Source organism: Azospirillum sp. (assembly GCF_050789165.1).
The window spans coordinates 24346-37781 of sequence record NZ_JBOZRT010000123.1 but is presented as its reverse complement, the minus strand read 5'-3'; the positions used below and the strand labels follow the sequence as shown (position 1 = coordinate 37781).

The following is a 13436-nucleotide window of genomic DNA, read 5'->3' as shown; positions in this document are numbered from 1 at the left end:
ATGACGGGAGAAACAAACGGGCTTGAAAGGAATTTCGCCGCGTCAGTAGATCAGCTCGTTCTCGCCGCCGCCCTCGGAGATGACGATCTCGCCGCGAGCCGCGAGGTCCTTGGCGAGCTGCACCATGTACATCTGCGCCTCGTCCACGTCGCGCACGCGCACCGGGCCCATCGCCGCCATGTCCTCGCGCAGGATCTTCGCCGCGCGCTCCGACATGTTGGAGAAGAACAGGTCCTTCAGCGTCTCGGAGGCGCCCTTCAGCGCGGTGCCCAGCTTCGTCTTGTCGACGTTGCGCAGCAGCGTCTGCACGCCGGACGGGTCGAGCTTCGACAGGTCCTCGAAGGTGAACATCAGGGCCTTGATCCGCTCGGCGCTGTCGCGGTTGCGCTCCTCCAGGGCGGCCATGAAGCGGTGCTCGGTGGTGCGGTCCAGGCCGTTGAAGATTTCCGCCAGCATCTCGTGGCTGTCGCGCCGGCTGGTGCGGGCGAGGTTGGTCATGAACTCGGTGCGCAGCGTGCGCTCGACGTCGTCCAGGACCTCCTTCTGCACCGCCTCCATGCGCAGCATGCGCATGATGCACTCCATGGCGAAGCTCTCGGGCAGCTGGGTCAGCACGCGGCCGGCGTGTTCGGGGCGGATCTTCGAGAGCACCACCGCCACGGTCTGCGGGTATTCGTTTTTCAGGTAGTTCGACAGCACCTGTTCCGACACGTTGCCCAGCTTGTCCCACATGGTGCGGCCGGCGGGACCACGGATTTCCTCCATGATCATGTCGACCTTGTCCTTGGGCAGCGTCTTCAGCAGCAGCCGCTCGGTGCTGTCGAAGGTGCCGACCAGCGACCCGGTGGCCGACATCTGCTCGGCGAACTCGACGAACAGGCGCTCGATGATGTTGGCGGACACCGTGCCCAGGTTGGCCATGACCTGGGAAAGCTCCTTGATCTCGTCGTCGTCCATCATCGAGAACAGCTTGGAGGCGTGCTCCTCGCCGAGCGACAGCATCAGGATCGCCGCCTTCTCGGGACCGGTCAGCGTGCGGTAGTCTTCACGAACCTTGAGGGCCATGGCCAGGTCTTCTGTGTCTTGGAATCGCGCGCATTATGCCCGAATCCGCGCGGGACGCGCACGAATAACTTTGCGACTTCACAGCAGCAGGCCCCCCTGCGCACCATCGCCGGAGTCCAGTTCCGGCATCGCCTCGGCGACCAGCTCGGCCGCCGCCGCCTCCAGCAGTTCGTCGGTGGCGGAGCCGTCGACGCGCTCCCGGCCGATCTCCAGGATGGCGGGGACGGCGAGGGGGGAGATGCGGTCGAGGTCCTTGTGGGTGATCCTTCCCTCGACGCGGGCCAGGAAGTCGGACAGCCGGCGCACGTCGGTCAGCCCGCCGGCCGCGTCGGCGCGGGTGGCGCGCAGCAGGACGTGGCCGGGGTCGTGCTTGCGCAGCACGTCGTAGATCAGGTCGGAGCTGAAGGTCACCTGCCGCCCGGTCTTCTCCTGCCCTGGGTGGCGGCGGTCGATGACGCCGGTGATCAGCGCCACGTTGCGGAACGTCCGCCGGAGCATGGAGGACTCGTCCATCCACGCCTCCAGGTCGTCGCCCAGCATGTCGCGGTCGAACAGCGCCTGCATGTCCCCATTGGAGCTTGATGGCGTGCGCAGGCTCCACACCGCCAGGATATAGTCGGTGGCGACGAAGCCGAGGGGGCCGTAGCCCATGCGCTCCATCCGCCGGGTCAGCAGCATGCCCAGCGTCTGGTGCGCGTTGCGCCCCTCGAAGGCGTAGGCGACCAGGAAGCGCTTGCCGCCGCGCGGGAAGGTCTCGACCAGCAGCCCGTCGCGGCTCGGCAGCACCGAACGCCAGCGCTGCAGGCGCAGCCATTCCTGCACGGCGTCGGGCAGGGCGCCCCAGGCCGCGGGATCGGACAGCATGCCGCGCACCCGCTCGGCCAGTTGCGTGGTCAGCGGCAGCCGGCCGCCGGCGTAGGCGGGCACCTTCGGGTCGCCGGTGCCCCCCCGGGCGCACTGCACCTCCAGCTCCCGGACGCCGAGGAACTTCAACAGCTGGCCGGCGAACAGGAAGGTGTCGCCGGGGGTGAGGCCCTGGACGAAATACTCCTCCACTTCACCTAGTACTGGGCCCAGCCCCGGGCCACGCGACAGGCGGACGCGCAGCATCGCCTCCTGCGTGATGGTGCCGACGTTGAGGCGGTACTGGCGCGCCACCGGCAGCCCGGCCACCGCCAGCCGCCCGTCCTCGCGCCTTTTGAGCCGGTGGAACCGCTCGTACGAGCCCAGCGCGTAGCCGCCGGTCGCCACGAAGTCCACCACGTCGTCGAACTGGTCGCGGTCGAGGCCGGCGTACGGCGCGGCCGTCACCACCTCGTCGTACAGCTCGTCGGGGTGGAACGGCGCGGCGCAGGCCATGCCCAGCACGTGCTGCGCCAGAACGTCCAGCCCGCCGGGGCGTTCCCGCTCGCCGTCCAGCGTGTGGGCGCGGACGGCGTCGATGGCGGCGCGGCACTCCAGCACCTCGAACCGATTGGCGGGGACCAGCAGGGCGCGGCTCGGCTCGTCCAGGCGGTGGTTGGCGCGTCCGATGCGCTGCACCAGCCGGCTGGCGCCCTTCGGCGCGCCGATCTGCACCACGAGGTCCACCGCGGCCCAGTCGATGCCGACGTCCAGCGAGGATGTGGCGACCACCGCCCGCAGCTTCCCCGCCGCCATGGCCGCTTCGACCTTGCGCCGCTGCTCGGCCGCCAGCGAGCCATGGTGCAGCGCGATCGGCAGGTTCTCGTCGTTGAGGCGCCACAGCTCCTGGAAGACGATCTCCGCCTGGGCGCGGGTGTTGACGAAGACCAGCGTGGTGCGGTGGCCGCGGATGCGCGCGTGCACCTCCTTCAGCGCGTGCGTCGCCATGTGGCCGGCCCAGGGGAGCCGCTCCTTCGTGACGAGGATCTCCACGTCCGCCGCGGCGCCGGCCCGGCCCTGGATCAGCCGGACGTCCCCGCCGTCGGCGCGGCCGGTCTTCGACAGCCACGCCAGCAGCCGGTCGGGCTCCGCCACCGTCGCCGACAGCCCGACCCGGCGGCAGCCCGGCGCCAGCCGGGTCAGCCGCGCCAGCCCAAGGGCGAGCAGGTCACCGCGCTTGGTCCCGGCCAGCGCGTGCAGTTCATCGACGATGACGCAGCGCAGCCCTTTGAAGATGCTGCCGGCGTCGGCGTAGGAGAGCAGCAGCGCCAGACTCTCCGGCGTCGTCATCAGGACCTGCGGCGGGTGGGCGCGCTGGCGCCGCCGCTTGGCCTCCGGGGTGTCGCCGGTGCGGGTCTCGGTGCGGATGGGCAGCCGCATCTCCGCCACCGGCTCCTCCAGGTTGCGCTGCACGTCCACCGCCAGCGCCTTCAGTGGCGAGATGTAGAGGGTGTGCAGCCCCTCGCGGGGGCGTTCGGACAGCTCGATCAGCGACGGCAGGAACCCCGCCAGCGTCTTGCCGCCACCGGTCGGCGCGATCAGCAGCGCGGACTCGCCGGCGTTCGCGGCCTCGACCATGGCGAGCTGGTGCGCGTGCGGGTCCCACCCGCGCGAGCGGAACCACCCCGCGACGTTGGGCGGGATGAGCGCGGTCACGAGAGCCTCTCGCGCTCTCCGGCCAGGACCGCCGACTCCTGGATCCCGGCCCGATGGAACAGTTTGAAACACCGTGAAACACTGTGCGGAGGGTGTTCCGTTCGCACTCCTGAGCCTCGGTCGCGGTTAGCGCACACCGAGGCAGATTCGCACATCATAGGAATATTGTCAATGCGAAGGCTATCCGCGCTTCGCCTGACCCAGCGTGCGCTTGCACTGCGCCACGGTGAGGCGGCTGGAGTCCAGCATGCGCCAGGAGGCGGTCATGCAGACGTCGGTCTCCACCAACCGGGTCTTCAGCCGGAGGGTGCTCGCCAGCATGGACCGGAGCCGCTCGTCGTCGTCGGCGTTCATGCCGCCTCCAAAGGTTTCGAGGCGATACCTTATACCCGTTCCGTCATTCGAGTAAGCGGCAAATTCGGGGGTGCCGTAGGGGTCGCGCGGCGCCGTCCGCTCCCCTTTGCATTGTCCGGCCTCCCGGCGGTATCGTACGCGCAGGGAGCAGGGGGAGGCGCGCCATGGGTGCCGCGGGGAGCCGGATCGGATTGGCGCTGTCCGTGATGCTGGCGGCGGCGCCGGCGCTGGGCGGCGAGTACGTGATCGAGCAGCGCGACAAGGCCTTCCATCCCGTGTCCATCGCGATCCGGCCGGGCGACGCGATCGCCTTCACCAACGCCGACCCGTTCGTCCACAACATGTTCTCGGCCACGCCCGGCGCCGAGTTCAACCTGGGCGCCCAGAACCCCGGCGAGCGCAAGGCGGTGGTCCTGCGCAAGCCCGGCACGGTGGATGTGGAATGCCAGATCCATCCCAAGATGCGCCTGACCGTCGTGGTCAAGTGAACGCGCTCGGCCGCTGGCCCGCGACGTGGCTGGGCGACACGCCGATCCGCTGGAAGCTGACGCTCGGCTTCGTGGCGGTGCTGGCGCTGGCGGCGCTGGGCAGCGCGGTCGGGCTCGCCACCGTCGACTCCATTGGCCGGCTGGCGGTCGAGCTGTACGACAAGCCGCTCCAGGCCATCGACTTCGCCCGCGTCGCGCAGTCCGACCTGCGCGAGATGGTGACGGCGCAGCGCATGCTCGCTCACCCGGAGCCGGACACGGTGGAGCGGGCGAAGGAGAGCTACACCCGCTCCCGCGCGCTGCTGGAGGAGGATCTGGACGTGGCGCAGCGCCGGGCGGCCAGCGCCGGCATGCGCGCGCAGCTCGACCGCGTGGCGGCGCTGCTGGCGCAGTGGGACGCGGCGCGGGGGGTGGGGGCCGGCAGCCTGCACCCGCTGGGCGACGAGATGCAGGACACTCTGGACATCGCGGTGGAGACGGCGAAGGCCGACGGCTTCCTGTTCGTCGAGGACGTGCGGCGGCAGACCGCGGCGGGGCTGTGGCTGACGCTGGCGGCCGGGCTGGCCGTGCTGTTCACCGGAGCGGCGGTGGCGCTGGTGCTGTCGCGCGACATCGTCCGGCCGCTGAAGGCGGCGGTGACCACCGCCGAGACCATCGCGGGCGGACACCTCGACGACCCGCTGGTCAGCGGGCGGCGCGACGAGGCCGGCAAGCTGCTGCGCGCCATGGAGGCCATGCGGATCCAGCTGCGCGCCCGCGTCGAGGCCGACCGCCGGCTGGTCGAGCTGGAGCGCGAGCGGCGCGTCAACCTCGGCCGCTACCTGCCGGCGCAGATCGCCGGGCAGCTGGCGGAGCACGGCACCGCCATCCTCAGCGCCGGGCGGCGGCAGGAGGTGGCGGTGCTGTTCACCGACGTGCGCGGCTTCACGACGCTGGCCGAGAGCCTGGACCCGGCGTCGCTCTGGCAGTTCCTCACCGAGTTCCGGCGCCGGGTGGCGGTCGCCGCCGACGCGCACGGCGGCGTCATCGACAAGTTCATCGGCGACGCCGCCATGGTGGTGTTCGGCGTGCCGGAGCCGCGGCAGGACGCCGCGCGCGACGCGCTGGACTGCGCCCGCGCCCTGCTGCGCGAGGTCGCCGACTGGAACGGGGACCGCGAGGAGCCAGTGCGCATCGGCATCGGCGTGCACTGGGGGCCGGTGTTCTGCGGCGCGGTCGGCGACGGCGGGCGGCTGGAGTACACCGTGGTCGGCGACACGGTGAACGTCGCCGCCCGATTGCAGGACGAGACGAAGGCCGCCGGCGTCCCGCTGGTCGCCTCGCACACCGCGCTGGCGGCGGCGGGCGAGGAACCGGAGGCGGGCGGTTGGCGGGCGCTGCCGGCCAAGCCGCTGCGCGGGCGCGACGGCGTCGTCGCGCTGTACGGGTGGAGCCTGGAGGGCGCGGTTACGCGTTCTTGAGCTGGTCGCGGGTCAGCCAGAACACCTCGCCGAAGCTCTCCGCCGTCTCCAGCCACAGGAAGTCGAGGTCGGGGTACTCCGCCTCCAGGATCTCGCGGCCGGTGCCGAACTCGCAGAGCAGGCCGCCCTCGGGGGTGAGGTGCTTCGGCGCCTCCTTGAGGATGCGGCGCACGATGTCCAGCCCGTCGGGGCCGCCGGCCAGCGCCAGTTGGGGCTCGGTGCGGAACTCCGCCGGCAGCGCCGCCATGGCGTCGGCGTCGACGTAGGGCGGGTTGGTGATGATCACGTCGTACTTGCGATTCTTGAGCGGGCCGAACAGGTCGCCCTGGTGCAGGTGCACGCGGTCGCCCACGCCGTGGTCGGCGACGTTCCGCCTGGCGACCTCCAGGGCGTCGGGGGAGAGGTCCACCGCGTCCACCTCGGCCTCCGGGAACACCGTCGACGCCAGGATTGCCAGACAACCGGAGCCGGTGCACAGGTCGAGCACGCGGGTCACCGCCGTCGGGTCCTCGACCAGCGTCAGGTCGTCGCCCTCGCCCTCGCCGCTGAACAGGTCGGAGAACAGCAGCTCGCCGATGTAGGAGCGCGGCACGATCACCCGCTCGTCCACGTAGAACGGCACGCCCTGGATGTAGGCCTTGTTCAGCAGGTAGGGGGCGGGCTTGCGCGTCGACACGCGGGCGTGCAGCAGCTCGGCCAGCTTCTGGCGCTCCGGCGTGGTCAGGCGGGCGTCGTAATAGGGCTCCAGCTGGTCGATGGGCAGGCGCAGGCCCTCCAGCACCATGAACACCGCCTCGTCGAACGCCGTCGTGGTGCCGTGGCCGAAGGACACCCCGGCCTCGGTGAAGCGGCTGACGCCGTAGCGGATGAAGTCGCGGACCGTCTTCAGTTCCGTGGCGGCCTGGGCGGCGGTGGGTTCGGTCACGAGGGTGTCCTTTCGAAAAGCGGGTCCCGCTGTTTAGCAAAAGAGCGGGGACGCCACCATATCCCCAAACAGGAGGTGGGCATGGCGCTGGTGCTGGGGGGCGGCAATCCGTTGCGGCGCGTGCCGGTGGCGTACGTCAACCGTGGCATCATCATGGTCTGCGTGCTGGCGTTCGTGTCCGGCATCCGGCCGGAGCCCTTCGCCTTCGTGCCCGCCTACTTCTACGGCACCGTCGACGTCGCCGGGCCGCTGCCCACCTGGGACGTCTGGCGCGGGCTGGTGGGGCACGTGCTGGTGCATGGCGACTGGGTGCACCTCGCCACCAACATGGTCGCGCTGTGGGTGTTCGGCGACAACGTCGAGGACGCGCTGGGCCACCTGCGCTACCTGGCGTTCTTCCTGCTGTGCGCGGCGGCCGGGGCGCTGACCGAGGGGGCGCTGACCGCCGAGCCGATGCGGCCGCTGGTCGGGGCGAGCGGGGCGATCTCCGGCGTCATGGGGGCGTACCTGCTGCTGCACCCGCACGCCAAGATCCTGGTGCTGGTGCTGTTCCGCTTCCCGGTGCTGCTGCCGGCCGGCGTGGTGGTGGCCGGCGACATCGCCGCCAACATCACCATGGCCCTGATGCCGGAGGCGGCGCCGGGCGACACCGCGTGGGGCGCGCACCTGGGCGGCTTCGCGGCGGGGATGCTGCTGCTGGTGCCGTTCAAGCGGGCGGACGTGCCGCTGTTCCTGCCGGCCAGCGCCTATCCGCCGGTGCCGTTCCCGCGGCTGCAGACGATCCTGCCCGACTTCTTCCCGCCCCCCGACCCGACCGGACGGCGCGGCGGCGCGCGGGAGCGGCTGGTGGTGGCGGGCAAGGCGACGGCGTATGTCGGGCTGATCGCGGTCCTGTTCCTGACGCTGTAAGCGTGGCGTCGGGGGCAACCCGGTACACGGATTTCACGGATTGAGGCACGGATTTCACGGATTTTCTTTTGTCCTTGCGGCGCCTTCACTGTTCCGTCCGCGATTGCTGCACACGAATAAAAAAAGATCCATGTAATCCGTGCCTCAATCCGTGAAATCCGTGTGGATTGTTGCCCTCCAATGCGGATCGTCCCTGGTGGCCTTGCCTTTCTCGTGATCCCCGGCGACACTCCCGTCCCCTGAATACCCTTTTGGAGCGGAAGACCATGGCGGAACCGGTGCTCGGCGTGATCGGCGGCAGCGGCGTCTACGACATCGACGGGCTGGAGAACAAGCGCTGGGTCAAGGTGGAGACCCCGTTCGGCGACCCGTCGGACGAGCTGCTGACCGGCGAGCTGGACGGGCAGCGGCTGGTCTTCCTGCCGCGCCACGGCCGCGGCCACCGCATCCCGCCGTCGGAGCTGAACTTCCGCGCCAACATCGACGCGCTGAAGCGCCTGGGCGTCACCGAGATCGTCTCGGTCTCCGCCGTCGGCTCGCTGAAGGAGCACCTGCCGCCGGGCACCTTCGTGCTGGTCGACCAGTTTATCGACCGCACCTTCGCCCGCACCAAGAGCTTCTTCGGCACCGGGCTGGTGGCGCACGTGGCGCTGGGCCACCCGGTGTGCGCGCGCGTGGGCGACGCGCTGGAGGCGGCGGTGAAGGAGCTGGACATCAAGTACCAGCGCGGCGGCACCTACATGGTCATGGAGGGCCCGCAGTTCTCCACCCAGGCCGAGTCCGAGCTGTACCGCAGCTGGGGCTGCGAGGTCATCGGCATGACCAACATGCCGGAGGCCAAGCTCGCCCGCGAGGCGGAGATGTGCTACGCGACCGTCGCCATGGTCACCGACTACGACTGCTGGCACCCCGACCACGACGACGTGACGGTGGACGCCGTCATCAAGGTGGTGGTCGCCAACGCCGACAAGGCGCGCGCGCTGGTCAAGCAGGTGGCGCCGAAGCTGCGGCACCGCGACCATGTCTGCGACCAGGGCTGCCACACCGCGCTCGACCACGCCATCATGACCGCGCCCGACAAGCGCGACCCGGAGATGATCCGGAAGCTGGACGCCGTCGCCGGGCGGGTCCTTGGATCATCCAAGTAGAAGCTGCGCATTGGTGGTAGGTTTTGTTGCAGTGCGGTAATATTGATTGACCGTCGCGGAAATCTTGTGTCAGGGTCCGGACCTTCCAACCCAGACCTTGTCCATAACGTTTCGCGTGACCGTCATGACCAAGTCTGCGGCTCGCCGCCGCCACGCCACATGTTGCCATTGCGGAGAACCCGTCCTGCGCGGCCAAGCGCACTGGGCGGGCGACCCGCAGGACCGCACCTGGCACTACCACTGCGCCGAGTCCGCCGACCTCGTCCAGCCCTACCGGGCGTGGATCGACAGCATGCGCAGCCGGGAAGCGTAGGGGGGCAGCAACGAAAAAGGGCGCCCGGCCTTGTGGCGGGCGCCCTTTTTCGTTGCTGCGGAGGCTCAGTGCCGGGTGCGCGCCGGCGTGACGTAGACGCCGTCCCAATCGACGCCGAACAGCGCGTCGTCGCCGGCCTCCTCGACCAGCTCGTCGTACTCGCTGGGGTCGATCAGGCCGAAGATCGAGGCGGTGCCCGAGGCGTCCAGGTCGCAGGTCACGACGCGGCCGGCCACTTCCAGCGAGGTGAAGAACACCTCCGGCAGCTCCATGGCATCCAGCTCGGCGGCGACCTTGCACTCGATCTGGTGGGCGACCACCGCGGCGAGACCGCTGTGCAGCTTGGCGGCCTGCGCGGCCCAGACGATCTTCTGCACCCGCGACGCCGGCCGGGTGTCGCCGCCGTCAGCCATGTCGGGGTTGGCGGCCATGGTGATCATGCGGGAAACCAGGCTGGACGGGCTCGTACGCATCGGGGACCTCCGTGATAGGCATCCCGACAGTCAGCCCTAGCCGGTTAATGGGGTCTTAAGACGAGTGGGTGCAGAGGGCTTACCCCCTATGGATTATGACATAGGAGCTTAAGCTAGGGCGGCATAGGCCCCGGCGACCAGCGCCGCGACCCGCGCGTTGTGGCGGATCAGCGCGATGTTGGCGTCCAGGCTGCGCCCTTCGGTCAGTTCCTTCAGGCGGGCGAGCAGGAACGGCGTCACCGCCTTGCCGGCGATTCCCCGCGACTCGGCGTCGTGCAGCGCCTGGGCGATCACCGCCTCCATGGCGCCGGCGTCCAGCGCGTCGGCCTCCGGGATCGGGTTGGCGAGCACGACGCCGCCGTCGAGGCCGAGCCGCCACTTGGCGTGCAGGATGCGGGCGACCTCCACCGGCGTGTCGCAGCGGCGCAGCACCGGCAGGCCGCTGGTGCGGGCGTAGAAGGCCGGAAAGTCCCCGGTGCCGTAGCCGAGCACCGGCACGCCGCGGGTCTCCAGGTATTCCAGCGTCTTGGGCAGGTCGAGCACCGACTTGGCGCCGGCGCACACCACGCAGACGCTGGTCCTCGCCAGCTCGTCCAGGTCGGCGGAGATGTCGAAGCTGGTCTCGGCGCCGCGGTGCACGCCGCCGATGCCGCCGGTGGCGAACACGGCGATGCCCGCCAGCGCCGCGGCGATCATGGTGGCGGCCACCGTGGTGGCGCCGTCGGCCCCGGTGGCGAGCGCCACGGGCAGGTCGCGGCGGCTGAGCTTCCACACGTCGGTGCCGGTGGCCAGGCGTTCCAGGTCGTCGTCGGACAGGCCGACGCGGATGCGGCCGTCCAGCACGGCGATGGTGGCGGGGACCGCCCCCTCCGCGCGGATGATCGCCTCCAGCGCGCGGCCGGTCTCGGCGTTCTGCGGGTAGGGCATGCCGTGCGCGATGACCGTGGATTCCAGCGCGACGACCGCACGGCCTTCATGCAGCGCGTCGGCGACTTCGGGGGTGGGGGCGAGGAACTCGTGCATGGGGTGAGGATGCGCGCGGGCGGGGATGACGGCAACAGAAACGCAGGGGATGGAGAATGCGTTCGGAGAGACTATATTCCTCCAATGGCTTCGCTGCATCCCGAACGCTGGGTCCGCGTCTGCCCCGAGGGGCTGTACGTCGTGCCCGGCGACGTCTTCATCGATCCCGTCCGGCCGGTCGAGCGCGCGATCATCACGCACGGCCATTCCGACCACGCCCGGCCGGGGCACCGGCGGGTGCTCGCCACGCCGGGGACGCTCGCCATCATGCGCCAGAGGCTCGGCGACGGGGCGGGGGAGGCGCAGCAGGCGCTGGAGTACGGCGAGACGATCCGGCTGGGCGACGTCACGGTGCGGCTGGTGCCCGCCGGCCACGTGCTGGGCAGCGCGCAAGTGGTGGTGGAGCACGGCGGGGCGCGCATCGTGGTGTCCGGCGACTACAAGCGCACGTACGACCGTACGTGCCCGCCGTTCGAGCCGGTGCCCTGCGACGTCTTCGTCACCGAGGCGACCTTCGGCCTGCCGGTGTTCCGGCATCCGCCGGACCTGGGCGAGGTCGGCAAGCTGCTGCATTCGCTGGAGGTTTTCCCGGAGCGCTCGCACGTCGTGGGGGTGTACGCGCTGGGCAAGTGCCAGCGCGTCATCACGCTGCTGCGCGCTTGCGGTTACGACCGGCCGCTGTACCTGCACGGCGCGCTGCAGCCGATCTGCGACCTGTACCGCGGCTTCGGCGTGGAGCTGGGCGAGCTGCGCCCGGCCACGGTGGCGGCGAAGGAGGAGCTGAAGGGAGCGCTGGTGCTGGGACCGCCCGGGGCGGTCGCCGACCGCTGGGCGCGGCGGCTGAGCGACCCGGTGGTGGCGATGGCGTCCGGCTGGATGCGGGTGCGGCAGCGGGCGCGGCAGCGCGGGGTGGAACTGCCGCTGGTGATCTCCGACCACGCCGACTGGGACGAGCTGACCCGCACCCTGGACGAGGTCGGCGCGCCCGAGGTGTGGGTGACGCACGGCCGCGAGGAGGCGCTGGTGCACCACGCCCGGAGCCGCGGCATCCGCGCCCGCGCCCTGGCGCTGGTGGGATTCGAGGAGGACGAGGCGTGAACCGCTTCGCCGCGCTGATCGACTCCCTGGTCTTCATGCCGTCGCGCAACGGCAAGATGCGCCTGCTCGCCGACTACTTCGCCCACACGCCGGACCCCGACCGCGGCTGGGCGCTGGCGGCGCTGACCGGCACGTTGGTGTTCCACGAGGCCAAGCCCGCCGCCATCCGCCAGCTCGTCCTGAGCCGGGTGGACCCGGACCTGTTCGCGTGGTCGTACGACTACGTCGGCGACCTCGCCGAGACGGCGGCGCTGATCTGGCCGGAGCGGCACCCGCAGGCCAACAGCCTGCCGCCCAGCCTGTCCGAGGTGGTGGAGGCCCTGCACGCCGCCAAGCGGGCCGAGGTGATGGGGCTGATCGAGGGGTGGATGGACACGCTCGACGGCTCGGGGCGCTTCGCGCTGCTGAAGCTGATCACCGGCTCCCTGCGCATCGGTGTGTCGGCGCGGCTGGCGAAGACGGCGCTGGCCGAGTGGGGAAAGCTGAACGTCGACGACATCGAGGAGTGCTGGCACGGGCTGACGCCACCCTACGAGGCGCTGTTCGCCTGGCTGGAGGGGCGGGCGGAGCGGCCGGCCGAAGGGCTCGGCGCCGGGTTCCGGCCGCTGATGCTGGCGCACCCGCTGGAGGAGGAGGACATGGCCGGGCTGGACGCCGCGGCATACTGCGCCGAGTGGAAGTGGGACGGCATCCGCGTGCAGCTGGTGGCGCGCGGCAGCGAGCGGCGCATCTACAGCCGCACCGGCGACGAGCTGTCCGGCGCCTTCCCGGACCTCGCCGACCACATGAGCTTCGACGCGGTGCTGGACGGCGAGCTGCTGGTGGTGCGCGACGGCGTGGTGGCGCCGTTCAACGACCTGCAGCAGCGCCTGAACCGCAAGCAGGTCACGGCGAAGATGCTGCAGGAGTTCCCGGCCTTCGTGCGGCTGTACGACATGCTGTTCGATGGGGCGGAGGACGTGCGCGCCCTGGGCTTTCTGGAACGGCGGGCGCGGCTGGAGCGCTGGCACGCGGAGGTGCGGCCGCGCCGCATGGACCTGTCGCCGCTGGTGCCCTTCGCCGGCTGGGACGCGCTGAAGGCCCTGCGCGAGGGGGCGCGGGAGGCCGGCATCGAGGGGCTGATGCTGAAGCGCTGCGACAGCCCCTACACAGCCGGGCGCCCCAGGGGGCCGTGGTTCAAGTGGAAGCGCGGCGCGCTGACGCTGGACACCGTGCTGATGTACGCCCAGCGCGGGCACGGCAAGCGCTCGTCCTACTATTCCGACTTCACCTTCGGGGCGTGGCGCGGCGACGAGCTGGTGCCGGTCGGCAAGGCGTATTTCGGCTTCACCGACGCCGAGCTGGTCGAGCTGGACCGCTGGGTGCGCAACCACACCACCAAGCGCTACGGCCCGGTGCGGGAGGTGGCGCCGGGGCTGGTGCTGGAGGTGGCGTTCGACAGCGTACACCGCTCCGGCCGGCACAAGAGCGGGCTGGCCATGCGCTTCCCGCGCGTCCACCGCATCCGCTGGGACAAGCCGGCGCACGAGGCCGACCGGCTGGAAACGCTGGAACGGATGGTGGTGGAGTAGGGGGCCCTTGCCTCCGCCATCGCCGCGGGTCGCCGCCGGTCCGGCCTCGC

Annotated in this window: 13 protein-coding genes; 7 read left to right on the top strand and 6 right to left on the bottom strand. The window is 70.8% G+C overall.

The genetic code is table 11. From position 1 onward, the window contains the following. Nucleotides 1–42 precede the first annotated feature (42 nt). The 3 genes from fliG to ACRWK7_RS26685 form a co-directional block, all read right to left on the bottom strand. Nucleotides 43–1065, bottom strand: coding sequence for a flagellar motor switch protein FliG (gene fliG / locus ACRWK7_RS26695; RefSeq protein ID WP_431859470.1), 1023 nt, complete (start codon nt 1063–1065; stop codon nt 43–45). Between the two features lie 78 nt (nt 1066–1143). Next, entirely contained in the window at nt 1144–3624 is a 2481-nt protein-coding gene (locus ACRWK7_RS26690; protein WP_431859469.1) for a ligase-associated DNA damage response DEXH box helicase, read from the bottom strand. Between the two features lie 180 nt (nt 3625–3804). After that, a complete protein-coding gene (locus ACRWK7_RS26685) occupies nt 3805–3978 on the bottom strand; it encodes a hypothetical protein (RefSeq protein ID WP_431859467.1) in 174 nt (57 codons plus the stop codon). A 164-nt stretch (nt 3979–4142) separates the two neighbouring features. On the opposite strand from ACRWK7_RS26685, the gene ACRWK7_RS26680 reads away from it, so the two are divergent. Both ACRWK7_RS26680 and ACRWK7_RS26675 read left to right on the top strand, forming a co-directional pair. After that, nucleotides 4143–4466 (top strand): plastocyanin/azurin family copper-binding protein, encoded by a 324-nt coding sequence (locus ACRWK7_RS26680; protein ID WP_431859466.1) that lies wholly within the window; start codon nt 4143–4145, stop codon nt 4464–4466. Then, entirely contained in the window at nt 4463–5926 is a 1464-nt protein-coding gene (locus ACRWK7_RS26675) for an adenylate/guanylate cyclase domain-containing protein (protein ID WP_431859464.1), read from the top strand. Before ACRWK7_RS26680 ends, ACRWK7_RS26675 begins: the two co-directional genes overlap by 4 nt. On the opposite strand, the gene prmB is transcribed toward ACRWK7_RS26675, so the two are convergent. Then, nucleotides 5913–6851 carry a 50S ribosomal protein L3 N(5)-glutamine methyltransferase gene (prmB, locus tag ACRWK7_RS26670; RefSeq protein WP_431859462.1) on the bottom strand — a complete coding sequence of 313 codons (939 nt, stop codon included), beginning with the start codon at nt 6849–6851 and terminating at the stop codon, nt 5913–5915. The two genes, ACRWK7_RS26675 and prmB, sit on opposite strands and share 14 nt — an antisense overlap. A gap of 81 nt (nt 6852–6932) precedes the next feature. Between prmB and ACRWK7_RS26665 the strand changes: the two genes are divergently transcribed. From ACRWK7_RS26665 to ACRWK7_RS26655, 3 genes are all read left to right on the top strand, one after another. After that, nucleotides 6933–7760 (top strand): rhomboid family intramembrane serine protease, encoded by an 828-nt coding sequence (locus ACRWK7_RS26665; RefSeq protein WP_431859460.1) that lies wholly within the window; start codon nt 6933–6935, stop codon nt 7758–7760. A gap of 266 nt (nt 7761–8026) precedes the next feature. Next, the gene (locus ACRWK7_RS26660) at nt 8027–8908 is read left to right on the top strand and encodes an S-methyl-5'-thioadenosine phosphorylase (RefSeq protein WP_431859459.1); all 882 of its coding nucleotides are present in this window, start codon (nt 8027–8029) and stop codon (nt 8906–8908) included. A gap of 124 nt (nt 8909–9032) precedes the next feature. Further along, nucleotides 9033–9221, top strand: coding sequence for a hypothetical protein (locus ACRWK7_RS26655; RefSeq protein ID WP_431859457.1), 189 nt, complete (start codon nt 9033–9035; stop codon nt 9219–9221). A 65-nt stretch (nt 9222–9286) separates the two neighbouring features. Here the strand turns inward: ACRWK7_RS26655 and ACRWK7_RS26650 are convergent, their stop codons facing one another. Together ACRWK7_RS26650 and ACRWK7_RS26645 are read right to left on the bottom strand one after the other, a co-directional pair. Beyond that, nucleotides 9287–9694, bottom strand: a complete 408-nt coding sequence (locus ACRWK7_RS26650; RefSeq protein ID WP_431859455.1) for a hypothetical protein — start codon at nt 9692–9694, stop codon at nt 9287–9289. A 108-nt stretch (nt 9695–9802) separates the two neighbouring features. Next, nucleotides 9803–10717, bottom strand: coding sequence for a pseudouridine-5'-phosphate glycosidase (locus ACRWK7_RS26645; protein ID WP_431859453.1), 915 nt, complete (start codon nt 10715–10717; stop codon nt 9803–9805). A gap of 84 nt (nt 10718–10801) precedes the next feature. Between ACRWK7_RS26645 and ACRWK7_RS26640 the strand changes: the two genes are divergently transcribed. Both ACRWK7_RS26640 and ACRWK7_RS26635 read left to right on the top strand, forming a co-directional pair. Next, a complete protein-coding gene (locus ACRWK7_RS26640; protein ID WP_431859451.1) occupies nt 10802–11815 on the top strand; it encodes a ligase-associated DNA damage response exonuclease in 1014 nt (337 codons plus the stop codon). Then, the gene (locus ACRWK7_RS26635) at nt 11812–13386 is read left to right on the top strand and encodes a cisplatin damage response ATP-dependent DNA ligase (RefSeq protein ID WP_431859449.1); all 1575 of its coding nucleotides are present in this window, start codon (nt 11812–11814) and stop codon (nt 13384–13386) included. Before ACRWK7_RS26640 ends, ACRWK7_RS26635 begins: the two co-directional genes overlap by 4 nt. Nucleotides 13387–13436 lie beyond the last annotated feature (50 nt).